The sequence below is a fragment of the Modestobacter roseus genome (genome assembly GCF_007994135.1).
Taxonomy (GTDB): Bacteria; Actinomycetota; Actinomycetes; order Mycobacteriales; family Geodermatophilaceae; genus Modestobacter; species Modestobacter roseus.
The window spans coordinates 1847383-1873371 of the sequence record NZ_VLKF01000001.1 but is presented as its reverse complement, the minus strand read 5'-3'; the positions used below and the strand labels follow the sequence as shown (position 1 = coordinate 1873371).

At 73.6% G+C, this 25989-nt stretch carries 22 protein-coding genes; 14 read left to right on the top strand and 8 right to left on the bottom strand.

Annotation, left to right across the window (positions count from 1 at the left end):
* The first annotated feature begins 137 nt into the window (after positions 1–137).
* From JD78_RS08945 to JD78_RS08910, 8 genes are all read left to right on the top strand, one after another.
* A complete protein-coding gene (locus JD78_RS08945) occupies positions 138–1691 on the top strand; it encodes an ABC transporter substrate-binding protein (RefSeq protein WP_153358846.1) in 1554 nt (517 codons plus the stop codon).
* Positions 1692–1924: 233 nt separating this feature from the next.
* Entirely contained in the window at positions 1925–2869 is a 945-nt protein-coding gene (locus JD78_RS08940) for an ABC transporter permease (protein WP_153358848.1), read from the top strand.
* 5 nt (positions 2870–2874) lie between these two features.
* Positions 2875–3807, top strand: coding sequence for an ABC transporter permease (locus JD78_RS08935; RefSeq protein WP_153358850.1), 933 nt, complete (start codon positions 2875–2877; stop codon positions 3805–3807).
* Complete coding sequence (locus JD78_RS08930; protein ID WP_153358851.1) at positions 3804–5909, top strand: dipeptide ABC transporter ATP-binding protein; 2106 nt, start codon at positions 3804–3806, stop codon at positions 5907–5909. Before JD78_RS08935 ends, JD78_RS08930 begins: the two co-directional genes overlap by 4 nt.
* The gene (locus JD78_RS08925; RefSeq protein WP_228395046.1) at positions 5906–6865 is read left to right on the top strand and encodes a formylglycine-generating enzyme family protein; all 960 of its coding nucleotides are present in this window, start codon (positions 5906–5908) and stop codon (positions 6863–6865) included. Before JD78_RS08930 ends, JD78_RS08925 begins: the two co-directional genes overlap by 4 nt.
* Before the next feature lie 82 nt (positions 6866–6947).
* The gene (locus tag JD78_RS08920; protein WP_153358853.1) at positions 6948–8516 is read left to right on the top strand and encodes a sulfatase family protein; all 1569 of its coding nucleotides are present in this window, start codon (positions 6948–6950) and stop codon (positions 8514–8516) included.
* A 44-nt stretch (positions 8517–8560) separates the two neighbouring features.
* Complete coding sequence (locus JD78_RS08915) at positions 8561–11017, top strand: beta-glucosidase family protein (RefSeq protein ID WP_153358854.1); 2457 nt, start codon at positions 8561–8563, stop codon at positions 11015–11017.
* Between the two features lie 23 nt (positions 11018–11040).
* Positions 11041–12846, top strand: a complete 1806-nt coding sequence (locus JD78_RS08910) for a sulfatase (protein WP_153358856.1) — start codon at positions 11041–11043, stop codon at positions 12844–12846.
* A gap of 481 nt (positions 12847–13327) precedes the next feature.
* On the opposite strand, the gene JD78_RS08905 is transcribed toward JD78_RS08910, so the two are convergent.
* The 4 genes from JD78_RS08905 to JD78_RS08890 form a co-directional block, all read right to left on the bottom strand.
* A complete protein-coding gene (locus JD78_RS08905; RefSeq protein ID WP_153358858.1) occupies positions 13328–14017 on the bottom strand; it encodes a GerMN domain-containing protein in 690 nt (229 codons plus the stop codon).
* Positions 14014–15417: a HAMP domain-containing sensor histidine kinase gene (locus tag JD78_RS08900; protein ID WP_153358860.1), complete on the bottom strand. Its 1404-nt coding sequence runs from the start codon at positions 15415–15417 to the stop codon at positions 14014–14016. The genes JD78_RS08905 and JD78_RS08900 overlap by 4 nt, the downstream gene beginning before the upstream one ends.
* Positions 15414–16091, bottom strand: coding sequence for a response regulator transcription factor (locus tag JD78_RS08895; RefSeq protein ID WP_153358862.1), 678 nt, complete (start codon positions 16089–16091; stop codon positions 15414–15416). The genes JD78_RS08900 and JD78_RS08895 overlap by 4 nt, the downstream gene beginning before the upstream one ends.
* 117 nt (positions 16092–16208) lie before the next feature.
* On the bottom strand, positions 16209–16703 hold the full coding sequence (locus JD78_RS08890; protein WP_153358864.1) for a hypothetical protein: 495 nt from the start codon (positions 16701–16703) through the stop codon (positions 16209–16211).
* A 173-nt stretch (positions 16704–16876) separates the two neighbouring features.
* Between JD78_RS08890 and JD78_RS08885 the strand changes: the two genes are divergently transcribed.
* Genes JD78_RS08885 through JD78_RS08865 form a run of 5 tightly spaced genes read left to right on the top strand, consistent with a single transcriptional unit; the run spans position 16877 to position 20653 of the window.
* Positions 16877–17038 (top strand): hypothetical protein, encoded by a 162-nt coding sequence (locus tag JD78_RS08885; RefSeq protein ID WP_153358865.1) that lies wholly within the window; start codon positions 16877–16879, stop codon positions 17036–17038.
* 40 nt (positions 17039–17078) lie between these two features.
* Positions 17079–17540: a helix-turn-helix transcriptional regulator gene (locus JD78_RS08880; protein WP_153358868.1), complete on the top strand. Its 462-nt coding sequence runs from the start codon at positions 17079–17081 to the stop codon at positions 17538–17540.
* Between the two features lie 5 nt (positions 17541–17545).
* Positions 17546–17983 (top strand): VOC family protein, encoded by a 438-nt coding sequence (locus tag JD78_RS08875; protein ID WP_153358870.1) that lies wholly within the window; start codon positions 17546–17548, stop codon positions 17981–17983.
* Between the two features lie 35 nt (positions 17984–18018).
* Positions 18019–20409: an ATP-binding cassette domain-containing protein gene (locus JD78_RS08870; protein WP_166521095.1), complete on the top strand. Its 2391-nt coding sequence runs from the start codon at positions 18019–18021 to the stop codon at positions 20407–20409.
* 55 nt (positions 20410–20464) lie between these two features.
* Positions 20465–20653, top strand: coding sequence for a hypothetical protein (locus JD78_RS08865; RefSeq protein WP_153358873.1), 189 nt, complete (start codon positions 20465–20467; stop codon positions 20651–20653).
* Positions 20654–20725: 72 nt separating this feature from the next.
* Here the strand turns inward: JD78_RS08865 and JD78_RS08860 are convergent, their stop codons facing one another.
* The 4 genes from JD78_RS08860 to JD78_RS08845 are packed head-to-tail and all read right to left on the bottom strand — an operon-like array spanning position 20726 to position 24609.
* Complete coding sequence (locus JD78_RS08860; protein ID WP_153358876.1) at positions 20726–21355, bottom strand: LutC/YkgG family protein; 630 nt, start codon at positions 21353–21355, stop codon at positions 20726–20728.
* Positions 21352–22812, bottom strand: coding sequence for a LutB/LldF family L-lactate oxidation iron-sulfur protein (locus JD78_RS08855; RefSeq protein WP_153358878.1), 1461 nt, complete (start codon positions 22810–22812; stop codon positions 21352–21354). Before JD78_RS08855 ends, JD78_RS08860 begins: the two co-directional genes overlap by 4 nt.
* Positions 22809–23573: a (Fe-S)-binding protein gene (locus JD78_RS08850; RefSeq protein ID WP_153358880.1), complete on the bottom strand. Its 765-nt coding sequence runs from the start codon at positions 23571–23573 to the stop codon at positions 22809–22811. Before JD78_RS08850 ends, JD78_RS08855 begins: the two co-directional genes overlap by 4 nt.
* Before the next feature lie 13 nt (positions 23574–23586).
* Positions 23587–24609: a LacI family DNA-binding transcriptional regulator gene (locus JD78_RS08845; protein ID WP_243731123.1), complete on the bottom strand. Its 1023-nt coding sequence runs from the start codon at positions 24607–24609 to the stop codon at positions 23587–23589.
* A gap of 201 nt (positions 24610–24810) precedes the next feature.
* Between JD78_RS08845 and rhaI the strand changes: the two genes are divergently transcribed.
* Positions 24811–25983, top strand: a complete 1173-nt coding sequence (rhaI, locus tag JD78_RS08840) for an L-rhamnose isomerase (RefSeq protein ID WP_153358884.1) — start codon at positions 24811–24813, stop codon at positions 25981–25983.
* Positions 25984–25989 lie beyond the last annotated feature (6 nt).

Genomic DNA, 25989 nt, shown 5'->3' with positions numbered 1-25989 from the left:
AACTCTTGCTCCTTACCGAACGCTCGGTAAGTTGTCTGCATCACGTGGTCCACGTCACCGCCGGGCCCGTGCCCACCTCTCGCTCCGGGGCTCGTCGCCCGACCGTCCCAGCTCAGAACTCACCGAGGAGTCTGTCCATGCGGAAGTCCACCACCCCCCGTCGTCGCCAGGCGGGAGTCGCCGCTGTCGCGCTGGCGTCGTTGCTCGCCGCCGGCTGCAGCTCGGCCGTGAACCAGGCCGAGGAGGCCACCGCCTCGGGGGGGAGCGGGGAGTGCCAGCAGGGCGGCACGCTCGTGGCCGCCGCCAGCTCGGCTCCGGAGACCACCCGCGTGCTCACCCAGTCCGCGACCAACCTGCTGTGGGCGCGCGCCGTCTTCGAGCCGCTGATCAACGTGCGGACCAGTGCCCTGGACGACCCGGAGCCGGCGCTGGCGACCGAGTGGGACATCGCCGACGACGGCCTGTCCGCAGTCCTGCAGCTGCGTGAGGGCGTCACCTTCCACAGCGGCCGTGCGTTCACCGCCGACGACGTCGTCTTCACCCTCCAGAAGGCGCAGGAGCCGGCGACCGTCTCCGACGTCAAGTCCGTCCTGGCCAACTGGACGGTGGAGGCCACCGGCGAGCACGAGGTGACCATCACCTCGACCACCCCGCTGACCGACACGCTGGCCAGCACCCTGGCCCTGACGCCCATCGTCGACTCCGAGACCTACGAGGGCCTCGCCGACGGCTCCTCGATCGTCGGGACGGGCCCCTACCAGGTCGACAGCTACACGCCCGGTGCCGGCATGACGCTGACGCCCTTCGCCGACTACTGGGCCGAGGACGGCCCCTACCTGGACCAGATCGAGATCACCGTCATCCCCGACTCGACCGCCCAGGTCTCGGCGGCGCGCTCCGGCCGCACGCAGATCTCCTACGGGCTCACCGTGCAGGACGCCCTCTCGATCACCGAGGGCAGCGACCAGTTCGAGCTCTTCGACACGGTCTTCGGCACGTACCCGATCGTCCTGGACGGCGTCGAGGACCAGACGGTGCGCCAGGCCATCGGGTACGCGATCGACCGGGACCGGATCAACGAGCAGGTCTTCGGCGGCCTGGGCACGACCGAGGGCCTGTACTGGGCGCCGGGGACGGCGACCTACCCCGAGGACCTGGCCAACGCCTACGAGTACGACCCCGACCAGGCGCGGCAGCTGATCGAGGAGGCGGGCGCCGCCGGGATGGAGGTGCCGATCACCATCATCAACCTCCCGGCCATCGCCGCGGAGTACGAGATCATCGCCAACAACCTCACCGAGGTCGGTCTCCGGCCGACGCTGGACGCCCTGGCGCCGCCGGACTACCAGCAGCGGCTGGCCAGCGGCGCGGGCGGCACCTTCCTGTCGCTGCGTGGCATCAACGGCTCGCCGGCCTTCCTGCTGCAGACCAACGCCGACCTCCGGCTCGAAGGTGCCCACCGCCAGTTCAACACCCCCGAGTACGAGGAGCTGGCGCAGGCGGTCATCCAGGCCACCAGCGAGGACGAGAGCGTCGCGGCGGTCGCGGAGCTGACCGAGTACATGAACGACCAGGCGTTCCTGCACCCGATGGTGTCGGCGCCGGGTGTCTCCGTGCAGTCCGCCGACGTGCAGGGCGTGGAGGTCCCGATCGGTGGCTGGCTCCCGACGCGGACCTGCTTCACCGAGTGAGCCATCCGCCTGGCCGGGTGCGCGGTGCCGGTGACCGCCGGCGCCGCGCACCCGGCCAGGGCCTGCCGCGCCGCGGCCCGGACGTCGTCCCTTCCCGATGAGGAGTGCACTCGTGAGCAAGCCCGCAACCGCCACCCGGCCGGGTGGCGGACGGATCCGGCCGGCCCCGAGGGGCCGTGGGCACGTGCCGGCGGTCGTCCGCCCGTCCCACGACCCGGGTCGGGTCGGCTGACATGGGCCGTTACCTGATCCGGCGGATCCCGTCGGTCGCGCTGGTGCTGGTCGCCACCAGCGTGATCGCGTTCCTGCTGCCCCGGCTGGTGCCCGGCGACCCGGCGGCGGTCGTGGCCGGCCCGGACGCGTCGGCGGAGACGATCGCGGCGATCCGGACGGAGCTGGGCCTGGACCGTCCCCTGGTCGCCCAGTACTTCGACTGGATCGGCGGGGTGCTCACCGGCGACCTCGGCCAGTCCCTGCGGTTCAACCGCCCGGTCGCCGAGCTGATCGGGGACCGGCTGGTCAGCACGCTGGAACTCGCGCTGCTGTCGGGCCTGTTCCTGATCGTGTTCGGCATCGGGCTCGGGGTGCTGGCCGGTTCGGCCCGTGCCCGGTGGGCCCGGGTGCTGGTCGAGGGCACCAACACCGGTCTGCTCGCGGCGCCGCCGTTCCTGGTCGGCCTGCTGTTCATCCTGCTGTTCGGGGTGGCGTTCCGGGTGCTGCCCACCAGCGGTGAGGTGTCGGTGCTGGAGAACCCGGAGATCGGCATCCAGTACCTCGTGCTGCCGGCCCTGGCCCTGGCGCTGCCGATGTCGGCGGGCGTCGCCCGGCTGGTGCAGACCCGGATGCTGGCGATCCGCCAGGAGGAGTTCATCGACCTGGCGGTGAGCAAGGGCGTGCCGCCGCGGCGGATCAGCCTGCGCCACGTGCTGCGCAACAGCCTGGGCCCCGCGGTGGTGGCGATCGGGATCCGCTTCGGTGACCTGCTCGCCGGCGCCGTGGTGATCGAGGCGATCTTCGCCCGCAACGGCCTGGGTCAGCTGGCGGTCTCCGGGGCGCAGAGCGCCGACTACACCGTCGTCCAGGTGCTCATCGTCTTCGCCGTCTTCATCGCCGTCGCCGGCCAGCTGCTCACCGAGATCGTGCTGGCCGCGCTCGACCCCCGAGTCCGATTGGGCTGATCGACATGACCAAGGCAATCGACACGTCGGGCAACGGCCCGGGGGACCTCCCCGGCGACCCCGCCTCGGGGCCCGTCCCCACCGCACCCGCCGGGCGCCGGCGGCGCCGCACCGGTGGTGGCGCGTGGTCGCGGTACGCCAGCGCGCTGCGCACGCCGAAGGGGATGGCCGCCGCCGTCCTGCTCCTGCTGCTGGTGGGGGTCGCGGTGCTGGCGCCGGTCATCTTCCCCGGGGGGTACGACCAGCAGGCCCGGGGCGCGCTGGCCGGTCCGTCCGGCGCCCACTGGCTGGGCACCGACGAGTTCGGCCGGGACATCCTGACCCGCACGGTCTACGGCCTGCGGACCGACCTCTCGCTGATCCTCACCGCGGTCCCGGTCAGCATGGTCATCGGCACCGCCCTCGGCCTGTCCGGCTACCTGTCCAAGACGCTGGGGTCGGTGACCCAGCGGATCCTGGACATCATCCTCGGCTTCCCCGGGCTGATCCTCGGGATCATGATCGTGCTGGTCATCGGCACCGGGTGGCTGGCGCTCTTCCTGGCCATCGTCGTCGCCGGGCTGCCCGGCTTCGGCCGGATGGCCCGCGCCGGCCTGCTCAGCGAGGAGCAGCGGGAGTACGTGATGGCCGCGCGGGTGCTCGGCGTGAAGCGCTCCACCGTGATGACGCGGCACATCCTGCCCAACGTGGTCGATCCGCTGCTGGTGCAGGCGTCGGTCTTCATGGTGGTCGCGATCTTCATCGAGGCCGGTCTGTCCATCGTGGGCCTGGGCATCAACCCGCCCAACCCGTCCCTCGGCGCGATGCTCAACGTCGGCGCCCGGTACGTGCAGACGCTGCCGAGCTACGTCATCGGCCCCGGCGTCATGCTGCTGCTGCTGGCGCTGGCCTTCACCCTCCTGTCCGACGCTCTCAACCAGGTGGCGAACCGGCGATGACCACGTCCTCGAAGCACTCGGGCGCCACCGCGGTGGGTCAGCCCGCCGCGGTGCCCGCCGACACCGACGTCCTGCTCGACGTGCGCGGCCTGCGCACCGAGTTCCGCACCGCCGAGGGGGTGGTCCGGGCGGTCAACGACGTGAGCTTCACGGTGCGTCCCGGGCAGGTCCTCGGCATCGTGGGCGAGTCCGGCTCCGGGAAGTCGGTCACCGCGCGGTCGATCCTGCGGATGGTCCGCGCCCCCGGTGAGATCACCGCCGGGGAGGTCCGCTACCGCGGCACCGACCTGCTCGGCCTGGACGACAAGCGGATGCGGGAGCTGCGCGGCGAGGAGATCGCCATGGTCTTCCAGGACCCGCAGTCCGCCCTGAACCCGGTGATGACGGTCGGTGACCAGATCGCCGAGGCGCTCGTCGTGCACGGCGCGGACAAGAAGGTGGCGCGCGAGCGGGCCCGGGAGCTGCTCGGTCAGGTCGGCATCCCCGACGTCGACCGGCGGCTGGACGAGTACCCGCACCAGTTCTCCGGCGGCATGCGCCAGCGCGTGGTCATCGCCGTCGCGCTGGCCAGCAAGCCCTCGTTGCTCATCGCCGACGAGCCGACCACCGCGCTGGACGTCACCATCCAGGCGCAGATCCTGCGCCTGCTCGGTCAGCTGCGCGACGAGCTCGGCATCGCCGTCATCATGATCACCCACGACATGGGCGTGGTCGCCGAGATGTGCGACGACGTCGTGGTCATGTACGGCGGCCGGGTGATGGAGCGCGGGCCGGTGGAGACGATCTTCCGTCGTCCGCAGCTGCCCTACACCGCCGACCTGCTCGCCGCGATGCCCCGCATCGACGAGCAGTCCGCCGGCCGCCGGCTGCCGGCGATCCCCGGCGCGCCGCCGGACCCGGCGCACCTGCCGCCGGGGTGCCCCTTCCAGCCGCGCTGCCGGCTGGCCGAGGACGTCTGCGCCGAGCGGGTCCCCGAGCTGCTGCCCCGGGAGGGGGAGCACCACCTGGCTGCCTGCCACGTCACCCAGCGCGGGGTGGAGATCCCGCCGCTGCGGGCCGACGAGACGACCGGCTCGGCCAGGAGCAGCGAGTCGCGGCCGCTGCTGCAGATCGAGGACCTCGAGGTCGACGTCGCCGGCGACAAGCGGAGCCTGTTCCGCAAGCACGAGCCGGTCTACGCGGTGGCCGGGGTGAGCCTCACCGTCTCCAGCGGGGAGACCCTCGGCCTGGTCGGGGAGTCCGGCTGCGGGAAGTCCACGCTGGCCCGCACGATCGTCGGGATCAACCCCGCCGCGTCCGGGTCGATCACGGTCGGCGACCACGTCGTCGGGTCGAAGGAGGCCGCCGGGTCCCAGGCGCTGCGGGAGACGGTGCAGTACGTCTTCCAGGACCCCTACGCCTCGCTCAACCCCCGGCGCACCATCCGCCAGTCGCTGGAGGAGGCGCTCGCGGTGCGCGGCGTGCCCGCCGCCGAACGGGACGCCGAGGCCCGCAGCCTGGTCGAGCGGGTCGGGCTGCACGCGCGGCACCTGGACCGCTACCCGCACGCGTTCTCCGGCGGGCAGCGCCAGCGCGTCGGCATCGCCCGGGCGCTGGCGGCGCGGCCGAAGCTGCTCATCCTCGACGAGCCGGTGTCGGCGCTGGACGTCTCCATCCAGGCGCAGATCATCAACCTGCTGGAGTCGCTGCGCGACGAGTTCGACCTGGGCTACCTGTTCATCGCCCACGACCTGTCGGTGGTGCGCCACCTGTCGGACCGGGTGGTGGTCATGTACCTGGGCACGTTCGTGGAGATGGGCGACGCCGAGGCGGTCTACGGCAACCCGCAGCACCCCTACACCGCGGCGCTGCTGGCGTCCTCGCCCGTGCCGGACACCGCGGAGCGGGACCGGGAGCGGATCGTGCTGGGCGGTGACCTGCCCAGCCCGAAGAACCCGCCGTCGGGCTGCCGTTTCCGCACCCGCTGCCCGATCGGGCCGCTGCACCACCCGGACCGGACGATCTGCATCGAGCAGGCCCCGGCGCTGGAACCGACCGCGACCGGCCAGCTGGCCGCGTGCCACTTCCCGGGGGAGCTGGCCCGCGCGGGGTCGGGGTCGTGAGCGGCTCCTGCTGCGCGCCGACCCGGGGGGCGGACTCCGCGCCCCCCGGGCGGCGGGCACCCGGACCGGCTCCGCAGCCGGCGCCGGCCGGGGCGGTGGTGGGCCTGGACGCGATGGTGCCGCTGCCCGGGGGCACCTTCCGGATGGGGACCGCGGACACCGACGGCTTCCCCTCCGACGGGGAGGGGCCGGTCCGCGACGTCGAGCTGTCGCCGTTCCTCATCGACCGGTTCGCCGTCCGCAACGACGAGTTCGCCGCCTTCGTGGCGGCCACCGGGTACGTCACCGAGGCGGAACGCTTCACCTGGTCCTACGTGTTCGCGGGCTTCCTGCCGGGTGAGCTGCGCCGGGTCTCGCCCCGGCCGGACGTCACCCCGTGGTGGGCGGCGGTCACTGGCGCCGACTGGCGCCGGCCCGAGGGGCCGGGCAGCTCGATCGCGGACCGGGGCGACCACCCGGTCGTCCACGTCTCCTGGGACGACGCGGCCGCCTACGCCACCTGGGCGGGCAAGCGCCTGCCCACCGAGGCGGAGTGGGAGTACGCCGCCCGCGGCGGGCTCGACCAGCGGCGCTACCCCTGGGGCGACGAGCTCACCCCGGGCGGGGAGCACCGGGCCAACATCTGGCAGGGCCGCTTCCCGGTGAAGAACACCCGCGAGGACGGGTTCGCCGGGACGGCGCCGGTCGACGCCTTCCCGCCCAACGACGTCGGGCTGCACCAGATGGCCGGCAACGTCTGGGAGTGGTGCGCCGACTGGTGGGGGACCGACCACCCGACCGCCCTGGTCCGCGACCCGGCCGGACCCGCGACCGGTCCCGGCAAGGTCATGCGCGGCGGCTCGTACCTGTGCCACGACAGCTACTGCAACCGCTACCGGGTGGCCGCCCGCACCCGCAACGAACTCGGCAGCGCCGGTGGGAACACCGGCTTCCGCTGCGCCCGCGACGCCGACTGAGCCCCTCGTGACCGCGGGTCCGGCGGTGTGACCTCCCGCCGCCGGACCCGCCTCATCCGCTCCCCAGCACTGGAGACCCGCCATGCGCATCATCTACATCGACGTCGACACGCTCCGCGCCGACCACACCACCCCCTACGGCTACGCCCGGCCCACCACGCCCAACCTGCAGGCGCTGGCCGACCGGGGGGTGACCTTCGACCGGTACTACTGCTCGGACTCCCCGTGCCTGCCCTCGCGCACCGCGCTGACCAGCGGGTCCTTCGGGATCAGCAACGGCGTGATCGGGCACTTCGGCGAGGCCGCCCGGTACCGGCTGGACTCCGGCCACCAGCCGCACCCCCAGCGGCCGCTGCTGGGCCAGCAGCTGGGCGCCCACGGCTGGTACACCGCCGCGGTCTCGATGTTCGCCGAGCGCCACCGCGCCTACCACTTCCTGGGCAACTTCCGGGAGTCCATCCGGGCGACCAACGAGATCAACGACGAGGACGGCAGCGCCATCAACCGGGTCGGGCTGGACTGGATCCGCCGGCACGCCGACGAGGACGACTGGTACCTGCACCTGACCTACTGGGAGCCGCACACCCCGTACCTGACCGAGCCGGGCTGGACGGAGAAGGCCGCGGCCTCCGGGCCGCCGCCGGCCTGGCCGGACCAGGAGGCGATCGACGGGCACCAGGAGGTCTACGGGCCGCGCAGCGCCGTCGACCTGCACTACAGCGTCGTGCCGCGGACGTCGCCGACACCGCACAACGCGCCGGACCAGATCCGCACCCGGGCGGACTTCGAGCACCTGATCAACGGCTTCGACGGCACGATCATGTACTGGGACCAGCTGTTCGGTGAGCTGCTGGCCACCCTCGACGAGCTCGGCATCGCCGACGAGACGGCGATCATCGTCAGCGCCGACCACGGTGAGTCCTTCGGCGAGAACGGCTCCTACGGCGAGCACGGGCACGCCAACGAGGCGGTGCTGCGGCTGCCGCTGGTCGTCTACTGGCCCGGCGTCACCGACGACCTGCCCGAGTCGGCCCGGCACTGCGACAGCCTGCTCTACAACATCGACCTGGCGCCGACGCTGTGCGACCTGCTGGACCTGCCGACCCCGACGGGCTGGCAGGGCGCGTCCTTCGCCGACGCCGTGCGCGGGGAGGAGATCGGCTCCCGGGAGTACCTGGTGCTGAGCCAGGGCGCGCACACCTACCAGCGGGCGGTGCGCACCCGGGACCACATGTACATCCGGACCTACCACCCCGGGGTCATGAAGGTCGACTGGGAGCAGCTCTACGACGTGACCGCCGACCCGCACCTGACCCGCAACCTGGTCGAGGAGCAGCCCGAGCTCGCCGGCACCATGCGCACCCACCTGGCCGAGTGGTGGCACACCTACGCCGGCCGCCCCGGCGCGCTGCCGGACCCGATGCAGACCACGTTGCAGGTCGGGCCGACCTACTACAACGACCCGGTCATGTACGCCGAGCACCTCCGCGCGACCGGCCGTGCGCACCTGGCCGACGACCTCGAGCGCCAGCTGTCCACCGCCATCGGCGCCACCCCGGTCTCCTGGCACGCCTCCGAGCAGTCCTGGACGCCGGAGCGCCGCACCCGGATGGCCGCGCTGTTCGCCCAGCGCGACGACGAGCTCGACTGAGCGATCCCGTGACCCCGGCCCCGAACGCAGGGAGAAGCACCCCCATGCACCACCCGGACCAGACCCGCCCCGACCTGTCCGCCCTCATCGCCCGGCTGGACCTCAAGGCCAAGGTGCGGCTGCTGACCGGGAGCACGATGTACGGCCTGCACGCCGAGGCGGACATCGGCCTGGCGGAGGTCCACCTGTCCGACGGGCCGACCGGCGTGCGGGGGCTCACGTTCACCAGCGGCCCACCGGTGGCGCTCCTCCCGAACGCCACGCTGCTGGCCTCGGCGTGGAGCGACGAGGTGCTGCACGAGACCGGGCGCCTGCTCGCCGAGGAGGCCCGGGCGCAGGACGTCCACGTCGTCCTCGGCCCGACGATCAACCTGCACCGCAGCCTGCTCGGCGGCCGGGTGTTCGAGGCCTTCTCCGAGGACCCGTACCTCTCCGGCCGGCTGGCCACCGCCTACGTGCGGGGCCTGCAGGAGCGCGGTGTCGGCGCCTGCCTGAAGCACGTGGTCGCCAACGAGTCCGAGACCGACCGGCACTCGGTGGACAGCGTGGTCGACGACGCCACCCTGCGCGAGGTGTACCTGCTGCCGTTCGAGATGGCCGTGGCCGACGCGCACCCGTGGTCGGTGATGGCCGCGTACAACCGGGTGAACGGGGTGTCCGCGACCGAGCACGACGGGCTGCTGAACGGCGTCGTGAAGGGCGAGTGGGGCTACGACGGGCTGGTCGTCTCCGACTGGTTCGCCACCCGCAGCACCGCGGCGTCGGCCAACGGCGGGCTGGACCTGGTCATGCCCGGCCCCGTGGGGCCGTGGGGCGACGCGCTGGTCGCGGCGGTCTCCGCCGGTGAGGTGGAGGAGCGGGTCGTCGACGACCACCTGCACCGGGTGCTTCTCCTCGCCGAGCGGGTGGGCGCCCTGGGCGCGCCGCGCCAGGTGACCGCCGGCCTGCCGCGCCCGGACGGCGACCTGCGCCGGGAGCAGCTGACCCGGCTCGCGGCCCAGGGCATGACCCTGGTCCGCAACGAGCGGGCCACCCTGCCCCTGGAGCGCGGGACGACGGTGGCGCTCATCGGGCGGCACGCGGTCGACACCGTCTGCATGGGCGGCGGTTCGGCCCAGGTGACGCCACCGCACCAGGTCAGCGTCGCCGACGGGCTGACCGCGCTGCTCGGGTCGGCGGTCCGGGTCGTGGACGGCGTCGAGGTGCGCACCCGGGCGGTCGCCGCCCGGGCCGGCAGCGTGCGGGACCCGGAGACCGGCGACGGTGGCGTCCACGTGGTGCTGCTGGGCGCCGACGGCGCGGTGATCGAGGAGCGGCACGAGCGGGCCGCGACGAGCATGATCGGCGTCGACGACGACCTGCCCGCGCCGGTGGCCGAGGCCCGCTTCCGGGCCGTCGTCCCGCACGGCGGGCCGCTGCAGCTGGGCGCCCTCGGGGTGGGCAGCTGGCGGTTCACCGTGGCCGGCGCCGAGGTCGGCCGCATCGAGCTCCGGCTCAGCACCGACGACGCCGGCGAGGCGATCCTCCGGCCGCCGTCGGGCACCGTCCTGGCCGAGGTGCCCGACGGTGCGCTCGTCGAGGCCGTCGTGGACCTGCGCGCGGCCAGCGGCCTGGGCCGTCCGGGCCGGATGGCGGGCGCCGGGCTGTTCGGCCTGGTGGCCGGCCCGGCTCCGCGGGACCCGGCGGTCGTGCTCGCCGAGGCGGCCGCGGCCGCCCGGGACGCCGACGTCGCCGTGGTCGTCGTCGGGCTGACCGAGGAGCAGGAGACCGAGTCGGTCGACAAGTCGACCCTCGCCCTGCCCGGTGACCAGGACACGATGGTGCGCACGGTCGCCGCGGCAGCGCGGCGCACCATCGTCGTGGTCAACGCCGCGACCCCGGTGCTGATGCCGTGGGTGGACGAGGTGGACGCCGTGCTCGTCGCCGGCCTGCCCGGGCAGGAGGCCGGTCACGCGGTCGCCGCCGTGCTGCTGGGCGACCGGGAGCCCGCCGGGCGGCTGGTCACCACCTGGCCGGTGGCCGACGGCGCGGCCCCCGCCTGGTCGGTCACGCCGGTCGACGGACGGCTGGTCTACGCCGAGGGTGCCTTCCTCGGTCACCGCGGGCACGCGGCCGGTCGGGCCCCCGCCCCGGCGTTCTGGTTCGGGCACGGCCTGGGTTACGGCACCTGGGACTACACCGACGCCCGCCTGGTCGCCGGGGCCGAACGCCCCGGCGCGGCGGTCACGGTGACCAACACCGGTCTGCGGCGCAGCCGCGAGGTGGTGCAGGTCTACCTGCGGCCGGCCGACCCGGGGCAGCCGGTGCGGCTGGCCGGGTGGCAGGCGGTGACCCTGGCGCCGGGGGAGAGCCGGGACGTCGAGGTGCCGACCGACCTGCGCATGTGGCGGCGCTGGGACGTCGCGACGGCCACCTGGGCCCTGCTCCCGGCGGCCGGCGAGCTGCTGCTCGCCCGCGGGCTCGGCGACGTGCGCGCCGCCCTCCCGCTCTCCGACGACTGACCGACCCACCCCAGGAGCCCACCGTGCGCGCCATCGTCCTGATGTTCGACAGCCTCAACCGGCACATGCTCCCGCCCTACGGCGACACCTTCGTCGACGCACCGAACTTCGCCCGGCTGGCGGAGCGGACGGTGACCTTCGACGACTTCTACGCCGGGTCGATGCCCTGCATGCCGGCCCGCCGGGAGATGCACACCGGCCGGTACAACTTCCTGCACCGCAGCTGGGGTCCGCTGGAGCCTTTCGACGACTCGATGCCGGAACTGCTGAAGCAGGCCGGCGTGCACACCCACCTGGCCACCGACCACCAGCACTACTTCGAGGACGGCGGCGGGAACTACCACACCCGCTACTCCACCTGGGAGTTCTTCCGTGGCCAGGAGGGCGACCCGTGGAAGGGCGTCGTCCCCCGCCCGGACGACCCGGCGGAGGACCCGTCGGTGCACCCGGTCTTCCGGGCGATGCACCGGCAGGACGCGATCAACCGCAGCTACATGCCGACCGAGGCCGACCACAACCAGACCCGCACGGTCGACGCCGGGATCCACTTCCTGGAGACCAACGTCGACGCCGACCGCTGGCTGCTGCAGCTGGAGCTGTTCGACCCGCACGAGCCGTTCTTCACGCACGAGGACCACAAGAAGCGCTACGCGCACGACTACGACGGCCCGCAGTTCGACTGGCCCGGCTACCAGAAGGTGACCGAGCCCGCCGACCAGGTGGCGCACGCGCGCTACGAGTACGCGGCGCTGGTCTCGATGTGCGACGCGTCGCTCGGCCGGCTGCTGGACTTCATGGACGGCCACGACATGTGGGCCGACACCATGCTGATCGTCAACACCGACCACGGCTTCCTGCTCGGTGAGCGGGGCTGGTGGGCCAAGTCGGCGATGCCCTGGTTCAACGAGCTGGTGCGGCTGCCGTTCTTCCTGTGGGACCCGCGCACCGGCGAGCGGGGCACCCGCTGCGGCGCGCTGGCCCAGACGATCGACATCGCGCCGACGCTGCTGCGCTTCTTCGGCCAGGAGCCGCCCGCGGACGTGCAGGGGCACGACCTCGCCGACCTGCTGGCGCAGCGTTCGTCGCGGGAAGGCGCGCTCTTCGGCGCCCACGGCGGGCACGTCAACGTCACCGACGGCCGCCACGTCTACATGCGGGCGCCGGTCGAGGCGGCCAACACCCCGCTGGACGAGCACACGCTGATGCCCACCCACATGCGCAGCCGGTTCGGGGTGGGGGAGCTCGCGGCCTGGGAGCCGGCCGAGCCGTTCGCGTTCACCAAGGGCCTGCGGACCATGCGGGTACCGGCCGGTGCGGCCCGGAGCAACCCGTGGCTGCACGGCACGCTGCTGTTCGACCTGGCGGCCGACCCCGGCCAGCAGCACCCCCTCCAGGACGACGACGTCGAGCTACGGATGCTGCGGCTGCTGGCCCGGCTGATGCACGAGAACGACGCGCCGGCCAGCCAGTTCCAGCGGCTGGGCATCCCGTTCGAGGGCGAGGCCGGGCCCGAGCACCTGCTGGTGCGTGCCCAGGCCGACCGGGCCGCGGCGGTCGCCGAGCCGCTGCCGCCGCTGGCCGAGCTGCCGGCGGTCGACCTGCTCACCGAGCCGTTGCTCCGGCTGCTCCAGGACCACCGGGCACGGGCGGTGGTGGAACGGCACGCCCCGCAGCTGACCCAGACGGAGCAGCTGTCCCTCCCGCCCACCATGGGGCTGCTGGCGCTGGCCCGGGCCGCGATCCTGCCGGCGGCGACGCTGCGGGCGCTGGCCCAGGACCTGGCGGGGGACCTTGCGGGGGACCTGGCGGGGGAGGCCGCCGGCCGCTGACCATCGGCGGTGTCGCGGACCTCGGGGGCGGGGCCGGCCGTGCCCGGCGCCGGGGTCCCGGTTGCGGTCCTGTGGCGCTGGTCTTGCACTTCCGTGTCAGGTCGGGTGCGGGTCCGCTCCGGCCCGGCAGTGTGGGCATCCCCGGGGTGATCCGTCGCGGTGGGGCACGCGACGGGGGTCGCATCCCGCCGACGTCGAGGAGCCTGCCGTGCCCGAGTCCCACCACCGTCCCGTGGACGGCACCGACGCAGAGCTGCGCGCCCTGAGCCGGGTCACCAGGGGCGCGCTCAGCGAGCTGGCCGAGGTGCGGCGGCGCCAGGCCGAGCTCCTGGACATGGAGGCCGCGCTGGTGGTGGCCATCGCCGCCCGGAGCCGCCGCATCGACTGCCTGCTGGACGAGCGGCTCCGGTCGCTGCCCGGCCCCGGCGGAGCCGCCCCGCTCTCCGACGGACTGCTCCCGAGGAGTGACGGCGGGCCGCGGTCAGTCCTCCGGGTCGGCGGGCGCGGTCTCGCTGGGCCCGGTCTGGCTGGGTGCGGTCTGGCTGGGCCCGGTCTGGCTGGGTGCGGTCTGGCTGGGCGCGGTCCCGCTGGGCGCGGTCCCGCTGGGCGTCCGCTCGGCCGGTGCGACGGACAGGTAGTCGCCCCGGCCGACCGGCCCGGTCGACAGGCCGGTGTCGGTGGGCAACTCGACCGGCATCCCCTCCACGGTGAACCGGACCCGGGTGACGGTGGGCAGGCCGGTGAGCGTCCAGACGACCTGCGCCACGGCGAGCAGCTGGTTCCCTCCGGTGATCGAGGTGAACCCCCGGGTGACCGCCACCGTGGTCGTGCCGTCGGGCAGCACCACCTCCACGCCCACCACCTCCGGCGCCAGCGCCGTGCGCACGCCGTCGGCCGCCTCGGCACGGGTCGGCCCGTCCACCACCTGATCCAGCGCGGCGGCCACGGTGGGGGCGTCCATGCGTCGCTCCACCTCCGTGAGCCGGGCGCCGCGGACCAGGTAGACGGTGAGACGCTGGCCGGTGGCGGGCCCGCCGGCGCCCGGTTGCGTGACCAGGGGCACCCCGGTCCGCAGCGGTTCGGCGGTGTCCTGGGCGGACACGCCGCACCCGGTCAGCAAGGCCGCCGCGAGCGCCACCCCGAGCACCCGCAGGCGCATGGGGGCGCTCACGACACCGGCCCGGCGGGCAGCTCGACGACGAACCGGGCGCCGCCCGAAGGGCTCTCGCCGACGGTCACGGTGCCGCGCATGGCCTGCACGTGCCGGGCCACCAGGGCGAGCCCGAGCCCGGCGCCGTCGGTGTGGGTGCGGATGCTGCCGGTGCCGCGGGCGAACCGGTCGAAGACGCGCAGCCGCTCCCCGGCCGGCACCCCCGGGCCGTCGTCGTCCACCAGGACGCAGACGGTGGTGGCACCGCGGGCGACCGTGACGCCGGTCAGGCCGCCGCCGTGCGTGTCGGCGTTGTCCATGAGGTTGCCCAGCACCCGTTCCAGCCGGCGCTTGTCGGCGTGGATGACGACGTCCGCGGCCTCCGCGTCGACGTGGAGCCAGGCGGTGTCCCGGCCGGCCAGGCGCCGCCGGGCCAGCGCCTCCGTCACGAGAGCGGCCAGCCGGACCTCCTCCACCACGAGGTCGGCGTTGCCCGCGTCGGCGCGGGAGATCTCCAGCAGGTCGGCGATCAGCCGCTCGAAGTGGACCATCTCCGCGCGCAGGAGGTCCAGCCCCTCCCGCCCGTCGGGCGGCAGCCCGTCCGCGGTGAGCTCCACCAGGTCGAGTGCGCCGAGCATCGCGGTCAGCGGCGTCCGCAGCTCGTGGCTGACGTCGGCGGCGAACCGTGCGTCGGTGCGCACCCGGTCCTCCAGCTGGGCGGCGGTCCGGTTGAAGGAGGAGGCGATCGGGCGCAGGGCGGGGTCGTCCTGCGGGTCGATGCGGGTGGACAGGTCCCCGGCGGCGATCGACCCGGCTGCGGCGGCCAGGCGGTCCAGCGGGCGCAGCGCCGGTCCGGTGACCCACCAGCCGACCACGAGCAGGAGGGGGACCAGTCCGACGACCGACAGTGCCAGCCCCGCGGCGAGCACGCGGTAGGTGCTGTCCAGCTCGTCGAGCGGGAAGACCTCGAAGTACGCCTCGTCCAGCCCGGCCAGCGGGACGCCGACGGCCATCATCGTCTCGCCCTGCACGTCGATCCGCTGGCGGGCCGGGACGCCGTCGAGCACCGGCCCGGTCAGGCTGGCCGGTACCGCCTCCCGGCCGACCAGCAGGGAGGTCGTCACCCACTGGCCGTTGTCGACGTAGAGCGACACCGAGCCCGTCTCGCGGGGGAGCTGGGCGAGGACCTGCGGCACGGCGAGGCCCTGGGTGCCCAGGGCGCGCTGCACCTGCGAGGCGTTCTCAGCCGCCTGCACGAGCGTCGTCCGCTCGCGTTGCACCAGCAGGTAGTGGGAGACCGCGTACCAGACCGCGACCGCGAGCAGGGTGCACAGCACGGTGGTGACGACGGTGAAGGCGAGCGTGGCCCGGCCCCGGAGGGTGCGGACGGGGCTGGGTGACCGCCCGACGGCCGTCGTCACGCCGGGATGCGGTAGCCCATGCCGCGGACGGTGGTGACCACGGTGGGCTGCGCCGGGTCCGCCTCCACCTTCTTGCGCAGCCGCCGCACGTGCACGTCGACCAGCCGGGAGTCGCCGAAGTAGTCGTAGCCCCAGACCCGTTCCAGCAGCTCCTCGCGGCTGAGCACCCGGCCGGGCTCCTCGGCCAGCTCGCACAGCAGCTTGAACTCGGTGCGGGTCAGGCTGACCGGCTCGCCGTCGCGGGTGACCGTCCCCTCGGAGGGTGCGATCTCCAGGCCGCCGACGGAGATCCGCACCCGGGGCTCCGGGGCGCGGGTGCGCCGGGCCAGCGCGCGGATGCGCGCGGAGAGCTCCTTGGCCACGAACGGCTTGGAGACGTAGTCGTCGGCGCCCGCCTCCAGGCCGGCGACGACGTCGTGGCTGTCCGACCGTGCGGTCACCATGATGATCGGGACGTTGGAGGTGCGGCGGATCTCCCGGCACACCTCGAACCCGTCCTTGCCGGGGAGCATGAGGTCGAGCAGGACGACGTCGAAGTCGCGCTCGCCCAGCTGCCCCAACCCGGCCTCGCCGCTGCCCGCCTCGGTCACCTCGAGGCCCTCGCGCTGCAGCGTCATCTGCATGATCCGCCGGATGCGCGGGTCGTCTTCGATGATCAGGACGGATCGCGACACGACGAGGAGTGTGCCCGGCCCGCCGTTCCCCAACCGTCGCCCGGCACCTCGGGGTCGACGCCCCTGCACGGCACCAGCGTCGACACGGGCCTCCTCGACCGTGAGGAGGGGGCGGGGTCAGCCGGTGCCCGGCAGCGGTCGTACGTCGTCCGCCAGGACGTAGGGCTCGCGCATCCACGCCTGGAACAGGGCGTCGTCCAGGTCGGTGCGGAGCTCGTCCTCGGCGTCGGGCACGGTGAAGCTCTCCCGGACCAGGCCGGTGACCAGGACGACGGTTCCCGGCGCGAGCCGGTCACCGGCGGTCGCGCCGACCACGAGCAGCGGCTCGACGACGGAGGGCCGGGTGGACGTGATGGTGACGACCCGGGACGTGATCACCTCGGCGACGACGGCGGACAGGCGGGCCTGCTGCCCGACGTGCAGGGGCAGGTCCGCGCGGAAGCGCGCGTCGTAGGCGCCCTCGACGGAGGTGCCGTCGAAGGCGTCGGCCGCGGTGAGGTCCTCCACGGCGGAGCCGGCCGGGATGCCGGCGGCGTCCGCGCAGGCGGTGAGACCGAGCGCCGGGACCGCCGCGAGCGCAGCGGCGGCGGCGCGGAGCCAGGTCGTGCGCATGGGGGTCCTCCCTCCGCCCCGGACGAGCTGGCGAGTGGTGTCCGTCGACCCCGCGGTGCCCGGCCGGACGGGCCTCATCCGCGCCGGGAGGCGTTCGTCACGGAGCTGACACGGGACGGTCTCGCGCCCCCCGACGGGGATGACGGGGACGTGACGGTGCCGCGGGGACGGGAGTGCCCGGCGCGGCGACCCGACGTACCCGGGCACGTCCCCGGTCCGGTCGCTCGCCCCCGGCACTGGCCGAGGGCCTGGCGTCCGGCCTGGTCGTGCTGGTCGACCGGTACGTGGCGATGACCCGGGCGACCCAGCGGCTCGTCGTCCTCACCGGCGCGTGACCGGTACCCCACGGCCCGCTGGTGTGGCACGGTCTCGGAGGTGACGGGCCGATCGCCGGATGCGCAGCGCCTGGCCGACCTCGCCCGGCTGCGCCGGGTCCGCGACCGCATCGACCGCGAGTACGCCCAGCCGCTGGACGTCGAGGCGCTCGCCCGGGGTGCGCACATGTCCGCCGGGCACCTGAGCCGGGCGTTCCGCGCGGCCTACGGGGAGCCGCCCTACGCCTACCTGATGACCCGGCGGATCGAGCGGGCGATGACGCTGCTGCGCCGAGGCGACCTGAGCGTCACCGAGGTGTGCTTCGCGGTGGGCTGCTCGTCGCTGGGCACGTTCAGCACCCGCTTCACCGAGCTGGTCGGGGTGCCGCCGAGCGTCTACCGGCGGGAGGCGGCCGGGGCCCTGTCCGATGCCCTGGCCGGGCTGCCGTCGTGCGTGGCGAAGCAGGCGACCAGACCGGTCAGGAATCGAGAAGCGCCCGCACCCACGGCGTCCCTAGCGTGATCGACATGACCTCCACCGACGCGGACCCCGCGGGCACGCTCACCATCCACTCCAGCTTCCTGCCGCACACCGATCCGGAGGCCTCGCTGCTGTTCTGGCGCGACACCCTCGGCTTCGAGGTCCGCCTCGACGTCGGCTACGAGGGGATGCGCTGGATCACGGTGGGCCCGCCCGGTCAGCCCGACACGGCGATCGTGCTGCACCCCCCGGCCGCCGGCCCGGGCCTCACCGACGACGAGCGCCGCACCATCGAGGAGCTGCTGGCCAAGGGCAGCTTCTTCGGCGTCAACCTGGCCACTCCCGACCTCGACGCCACCTTCGGCGCCCTGGCGGCCGCCGGGGCCGAGGTCGTCCAGGAGCCGACCGACCAGCCCTACGGTCTCCGGGACTGTGCGGTCCGCGACCCGGCGGGCAACATGATCCGCATCCAGCAGCTGCGCTGAGCAGCCCGGGCCCGAGCCGGGCAGGAGGAGAGCCGATGAGCACGGCCACCAGCACCGACGTCCCGTCCGGAGGGCAGCACGCGGCCGACCGGCACGACCTGATCCGGGTGATCGGCGCGCGGCAGAACAACCTCGCGGACGTCAGCGTCGAGATCCCGAAGCGCCGGCTGACGGTCTTCACCGGCGTCTCCGGCTCGGGGAAGAGCTCGCTGGTGTTCGGCACGATCGCCGCGGAGTCGCAGCGGCTGATCAACGAGACCTACAGCTCGTTCGTGCAGGGGTTCATGCCGTCGCTGGCCCGCCCCGAGGTCGACCTGCTCGACGGGCTGACGACGGCGATCATCGTCGACCAGGAGCGGATGGGCGCCAACCCGCGCTCCACGGTGGGCACCGCCACCGACGCCAACGCGATGCTCCGGATCCTGTTCAGCCGGCTGGGGGAGCCGCACATCGGCTCGCCGCAGGCGTTCTCCTTCAACGTCGCCTCGGCCAGCGGCGCGGGCGCGGTGACCTTCGAGCGGGGCGGCGCGACCGTCAAGGAGCGTCGCGAGTTCAGCATCACCGGCGGCATGTGCCCGCGGTGCGAGGGCATGGGCCGGGTCACCGACATCGACGTCACCCAGCTCTACGACGACAGCAAGTCGCTGAACGAGGGGCCGTTCACCGTCCCCGGCTACAGCGCCGACGGCTGGTACGGCCGGATCTACAGCGGCTGCGGCTTCTTCGACCCGGACAAGCCGATCCGCGAGTTCACCGACGCCGAGCTGCACGACCTGCTGCACAAGGAGCCGACCAAGATCAAGGTCGACGGGATCAACCTGACCTACGAGGGCCTGATCCCCAAGATCCAGAAGTCGATGCTGAGCAAGGACCGGGAGGCGATGCAGCCGCACGTCCGGGCGTTCGTGGACCGGGCGGTCGTCTTCACCACCTGCCCGGAGTGCGCCGGCACCCGGCTCAGCGCGGAGGCCCGCTCCTCGCGGATCCGCGGGAAGAACATCGCCGAGGTCTGCGCGATGCAGATCAGCGACCTCGCCGAGTGGGTGCGCGACCTGGACGAGCCGTCGGTCGCGCCGCTGCTGGGCGGGCTGGGGGAGACCCTGGACGCGTTCGTGGAGATCGGGCTGGGCTACCTCTCGCTCGACCGGCCGGCGGGCACGCTCTCCGGCGGTGAGGCGCAGCGGACAAAGATGATCCGGCACCTCGGCTCCTCGCTCACCGACGTCACCTACGTCTTCGACGAGCCGACGATCGGCCTGCACCCGCACGACATCGGGCGGATGAACGACCTGCTGCTGCGGCTGCGCGACAAGGGCAACACGGTGCTGGTGGTCGAGCACAAGCCGGAGACGATCGCGATCGCCGACCACGTCGTCGACCTCGGGCCCGGCGCCGGGTCGGGCGGCGGCACGATCTGCTTCCAGGGCACGGTCGAGGACCTGAGGTCCAGCGGCACCCTCACCGGTCGCCACCTCGACGACCGGGTGGCGGTGAAGCTGGCGGTGCGCGCCCCCTCGGGGGCGCTCGAGGTCCGCGGTGCCGCGACGCACAACCTGCGGGACGTCGACGTCGACATCCCGCTCGGAGTGCTCGTGGTGCTGACCGGGGTGGCCGGGTCGGGCAAGAGCTCGCTAATCTCGGGCTCGGTGTCCGGCCGGGACGGCGTCGTCACGGTCGACCAGACGCCGATCCGCGGCTCGCGGCGCAGCAACCCGGCGACCTACACCGGGCTGCTCGACCCGATCCGCAAGGCGTTCGCCAAGGCCAACGGGGTGAAGCCGGCGCTGTTCAGCGCCAACTCCGAGGGCGCCTGCCCGACCTGCAAGGGCGCCGGGGTCGTCTACACCGACCTGGCCACGATGGCCGCCGTCGCCAGCCCCTGCGAGGAGTGCGAGGGCAAGCGGTTCCAGGCCTCGGTGCTGGAGTACCGCCTGGGTGGGCGGGACATCAGCGAGGTGCTGGCGATGTCGGTCGCGGAGGCGGAGCAGTTCTTCGGCGCGGGGGAGGCGCGCACGCCGGCGGCGCACCAGGTGCTGAGCCACCTGGCCGACGTGGGGCTGGGCTACCTGACCCTGGGCCAGCCGCTCACCACCCTCTCCGGCGGCGAGCGGCAGCGGCTGAAGCTGGCGACGCAGATGGGCGAGAAGGGTGGGGTGTTCGTGCTCGACGAGCCGACCACGGGCCTGCACCTGGCCGACGTCGAGCACCTGCTCGGCCTGCTCGACCGGCTGGTCGACTCGGGCACCTCGGTGATCGTGATCGAGCACCACCAGGCGGTGATGGCGCACGCGGACTGGCTCATCGACCTCGGGCCCGGTGCCGGCCACGACGGCGGCCGGGTGGTGTTCGAGGGCACCCCGGCCGACCTGGTCGCCTCCCGCGCTACCCTGACGGGCGAGCACCTGGCGGCCTACGTGGGCGGGTGACCACCCGCTGGACGGGCTGGTTTACAGCGTAAACGCACCTGTCTAGACTGCCGCGGTGCCGTTGATCCTCCACCTCGGTGGTCCCCGTGACGGTCAGGTCGACGACCTGCCCGCCGACGCCCTGGCCTCCTCCCTGCTCGTCTACGACGGCCCCCGCTGGCTCGGGGTCTACGAGCGGGTCGAGCCCCGGCGCGTGGTGGAGACGCCCCGCGGCCCGGCCGAGGTCTGGGCGGTGCACGAGTAGCCGACTGCGCCGGCGATGCGGTGGGCGGTGGCCCGTCCGCAGGTGGGGCGGCGGTGACCGTCCGTCCCGAGGTCAGTCGGCGAGGACCACGAGCAGGCTGCGCGGTCCGTGCACGCCCTCGACGCGCTCCAGCTCGATGTCGCTGGTCGCCGACGGGCCGCTGATCATCGTGAGCGGCCGCAGCGGGTCCAGCCGGGCGATGCCCTCGGGCACCCCGGACACGACCTGGTCGGCGGTCACCACGCAGACGAGCACGTCGGGCAGCAGCGACAGCGCCCGCCGGCCGCAGGCGGGGGAGCCGTCGAGCACCAGCGTGCCGGTCTCGGCGATGGCCACGGCAACGGCGGTTACCGACGCCGCGCGCTCGGCCAGCTCGGGGGCGGGGCGCTCGTCGTCGACGTCGCAGCCGGCCGGCCGCCAGGCCGCCGGCAGCCCGGGGGCGACGACGACACCGGACGTCGTCCAGCCGGCACCGAGCCCGCGGTCGAGCGCGGCTGCGACGGTCGCCCCGACGTCGTCGGCCGCGCAGCGGAGCACGTCGGCGCGGTAGTCCTCGATCCGCTCGACGAGCAGGTCGAGCGGGGCGGTCTCGGTCGCCGAGTCCTCCGCCCGGCGGTAGTCGCGCCGCACCTCCGGCACGGGCGCCCGGGTCTCGCCGAGCGCGGTCCGGATCCGGCCCAGCACCTCCTCGCGAGAGCTCACTGCCGGTGCTCCTCGGTCCACTGCTGCACGAACGTCCTCGCCGGCGGCGTGGGCAGGTCGCGGCTGCGGGTCCACCCGGAGACAGGCGGTGGGAACGCGTTGGGCAGCGTCGCCCGCCCTCGGGCGACCAGGCGTCCCAGCCGGGCCGCCCGCTGGGTGAGGTGCCACAGCCACGGGTGCGACATCGCCCTGCCCAGGGCCTTGAACGCCATCCCCTCGGCCGTCGGCCGATCCTGCGCCTCGACGTGCTCGGCGCGCAGGTGCACCAGGATCGAGGGGATGTCGATCGCCACCGGGCAGACCTCGTAGCAGGCGCCGCAGAGCGAGGACGCGTAGGGCAGCGAGGCGTTGTCCTCGACGCCGGTGAGCATCGGGCTGAGCACCGCGCCGATCGGGCCGGGGTACACCGAGCCGTAGGCGTGGCCGCCGGCCCGCTCGTAGACCGGGCACACGTTCAGGCACGCGGAGCAGCGGATGCAGTGCAGCGCCTCCCGGCCCACCTCGTCGGCGAGCACCGCCGTCCGGCCGTTGTCCAGCAGCACCAGGTGGAACTCCTGCGGGCCGTCGCCGGGCGTCACCCCGGCCCAGGTGGAGGTGTACGGGTTCATCCGCTCGCCGGTGGAGGAGCGGGGGAGCAGCTGCAGGAAGACCTCCAGGTCGCGCCACGTGGGCACCACCTTCTCGATCCCCATCACGGTGATCAGCGTCTCCGGGAGGGTCAGGCACATCCGCCCGTTGCCCTCGCTCTCCACCACGGTGAGCGTGCCGGTCTCGGCGACGGCGAAGTTCGCGCCGCTGACCGCGACCCGGGCGCGCAGGAACCGCTCGCGCAGGTGTTCCCGGGCGGCCATCGCCAGCTGGCGGGGGTCGTCGGTCAGGCCCGGGTCGACCCCCGGGATGGTGCGGGCGAAGATCTCCCGGATCTCGGCCCGGTTCTTGTGGATCGCCGGCACCAGGATGTGCGAGGGCTCGTCCTCGCCCAGCTGCACGATCAGCTCGGCCAGGTCGGTCTCGAAGACGTCGAGCCCGGCCGCCTCGAGGGCCTCGTTGAGGCCGATCTCCTGGGTGGCCATCGACTTGACCTTGACCACCTCGGTCGTGCCGGTCGCACGCACCAGCCGGGTGACGATCTCGTTGGCCTCGTGGGCGTCGCGGGCCCAGTGGACGACGCCGCCGCGGGCGGTGACCTGGCGTTCGAGCTCCTCGAGGTGGTCGTCGAGCCGGGCCATGGTGGCGGCCTTGATCGCCTTGCCGGCGGCGCGCAGCTGTGCCCAGTCGGGCACCTCGGCCACCAGCCGTGCCCGCTTGCCCCGGATGGTGCTCGTCGCGTGGCCGAGGTTGGCCCGCAGCTGCCCGTCGCGCAGGGCGCCGCGCGCGGCGTCGGGGAAGGACTCGTCGCCGCGCAGGTGGCCGACCCCCCGGGGGGCCGTCGGCAGGCCGAGGAACGTCGCGGTCACGACGTCACCGTCCCGGTGACCAGCGCCTGGTCGTGCTCGGTGGCGGCGAGGATCTCGGCCAGGTGCACGGTGCGGGTGCCGGCGCGCAGCCGGGAGAGCCCGCCGCCGATGTGCATCAGGCAGGAGGCGTCACCGGCGGTGCACACCTCGGCGTGCGTGCCGAGCACGTCGGCCATCTTGTCGGTGAGCATCGCGGTCGAGGTGTCGGCGTTCTTCACCGCGAAGGTGCCGCCGAACCCGCAGCACTGGTCGGCGCGGGGCAGCTCGACCAGCTCCAGCCCGCGCACCGCGCGCAGCAGCTGCAGTGGCCGGTCGCCGACCCCGAGCATCCGCAGCGAGTGGCAGGTCGGGTGGTAGGTGACCCGGTGCGGGTAGTAGGCGCCGACGTCGGTCACCCCGAGCACGTCGACCAGGAACTGGGACAGCTCGTAGGTGCGGCCGGCCAGCTCCTCGGCGGCCTGCGCCAGCGCCTCGTCGCCGGCACGCCGGGCGACGGCGGCCTGCTGGTGGTGGATCGAGGCGACGCACGAGCCGGACGGCGCGACGATCACCTCGGCGCCCGCGAAGGCGCGCACGTGGTTGGCGACGATGGACACCGCCTCGCGCCGGTAGCCGGTGTTGACGTGCATCTGACCGCAGCAGGCCTGCGTCGGCGGGACGACGACGTCCTGGCCGAGGCGTTGTAGCAGCGCCGCGGTGGCCGCCGCCACCGACGGCGTCATCGTGTCCACCAGGCAGGTGGCGAAGAGCGAGATCTTCACCTGGGACCTCCGCTCAGCTCGTGCCGGCCCGGGGACGCCGGGCCATGCTGGACTCGCGGACGACGAGCGTGGGCTCGAAGACCGGTTGCTGGTGGACGTGCTCGGCGCCCCGGGCGGCCTCGTCCAGGAGCAGTTCGGCGGCGCGGTGGCCCAGCTCCCTGCGCGGCTTGCGCACCGAGGTCAGCGGGACGGCGGCTGCCGCGGCGTAGTCGATGTCGTCGTAGCCGACGATGGCGAACTCCTCGGGCACCGCGATGCCGTGTCGCACCATCTCCTGCAGCACGCCCATCGCGAGCAGGTCGTTGGCGCAGATGGCCGCGGTGGGGCGCCGGCCGGCCGGCATGCCGATGATCCGGGACGCCGCCTCGCGGCCGCCCTGGACGGTGAGCGACTCGGGCGTGACGACGGTCAGCGCGTCGTCGGTGCCGGTGCCCTCGCGGACGGCGGCCACCACGCCGTCGTGCCGTTCGCGCAGCTGGGGCAACCCGGTCGAACCGCCGATGAAGGCGATCCTGCGGTCACCGCGCTCCAGCAGGTGGTCGGCCGCCAGCCGGCCGCCCAGGACGTCGTCGACGGCGAGTGCGCACTGGTCGGGGTGGTCGGCCCGCCGGTCGAGGAGGACCACCGGGACGCCGCGTTGCCGGAGCGCGTCGAGCTGGGGGGAGAGCTCCGCGGTCGGCGTGATGATCAGGCCCTGCACTCGTTGCTCGGTGAGCACGTCGAGGTGGCGGGCCTCCTTCTCGGGGCGGTCGTCGGAGTTGAACAGGATCACCGCCAGGCCCGCGGCGCCGGCGACCTCGTCCACCCCCCGCGCCACGTCGGTGAAGAAGGGGTTGGCGATGTCGAGGACGACCAGCCCGATGGTCCTGCTGCGCCCGGCACGCAGCTGCCGGGCGGACTCGTTGCGGACGAACCCCAGCTCGGCGATCGCGGTGAGCACCCGTTCCCGGGTGCCCGCACTGACGACGTCCGGGCGGTTGAGGACGTTGCTGACGGTGCCGAGGGAGACCCCGGCCCGGTCGGCGACGTCCCGGATGCTCGCGGTCAGGGGGTCCTCCGATCGGCGGGTGGCGCGAGGCGGCGAAGCGCGTGAATCGTCTCAACAGCTTGCCGGTCGGTCGATTGACAGCCTAGCGCGGCCGTTCGTAAGCTGCGCCACACCCGCCTATGGAACGTTTCATGCGCCGGCTGAGTCCATCACCGTCTCGCCGCCCGGCGCCGTCGAACGGAGTCGCACGTGCAGGACGACCTGCGTTCCCGCGCCCTCGCCGCGCTGGGCCGGCAGACCATCGAGCTCCCGTCGTGGGCCTTCGGCAACGCGGGCACCCGGTTCAAGGTGTTCAGCACCCCCGGCGTCCCGCGGGACCCGTTCGAGAAGATCAGCGACGCCGCCGTGGTGCACCGGTACACCGGCGCGGCACCGCGGGTCTCGCTGCACGTCCCGTGGGACCTGGTCGACGACTTCGGCAAGCTGGCGCAGCACGCCGCCGACGAGGGCGTGGCCATCGGCGCGATCAACTCGAACCTGTTCCAGGACGACGAGTACAAGCTCGGCTCGCTGACCCACGCCGACCCGGCGGTGCGGGCCAAGGCGGTCGCCCACCACGTGCAGTGCATCGACGTCATGCGGGCCACCGGTTCGACCGACCTGAAGATCTGGCTGCCCGACGGTACGAACTACCCGGGTCAGGACGACATCCGCGACCGGCAGGACCGGCTGGCCGAGTCGCTGCAGCGGATCTACGCCGAGCTGGACCCCGAGCACCGGCTGATCCTCGAGTACAAGCTCTACGAGCCGTACTTCTACACGATGGACGTCCCCGACTGGGGCACTTCGCTGCTGCACTGCCTGGCCCTGGGCGAGCAGGCGAAGGTGGTCCTCGACACCGGCCACCACGCGCCGAACACCAACATCGAGTTCATCGTCGCCCAGCTGCTGCGGGTCGGCCGGCTCGGCGCCTTCGACTTCAACTCCCGCTTCTACGGCGACGACGACCTGATCGTGGGCGCGGCCGACCCGTTCCAGCTGTTCCGGATCATGAACGAGATCGTCCGGGCCGACGCGCTCCGCCCGGACTCCGGCGTCAACTTCATGCTCGACCAGTGCCACAACATCGAGCCGAAGATCCCCGGCCAGATCCGCTCGGTGATGAACGTGCAGGAGGCCACCGCCAAGGCGCTGCTGGTCGACCGTGAGGCGCTGCGGGCCGCCCAGCAGTCCGGTGACGTGCTCGGCGCCAACGCGGCGCTGATGGACGCCTACAACACCGACGTCCGCCCGCTGCTCGCCGAGCTGCGCGAGTCGCAGGGCCTGGCCGGTGACCCCTACCGCGCCTACGCCGCGTCCGGGCACCAGGAGCAGATCGCCACCGAGCGCGTCGGAGGCCAGCAGGCCTCCTGGGGCGCGTGAACAACT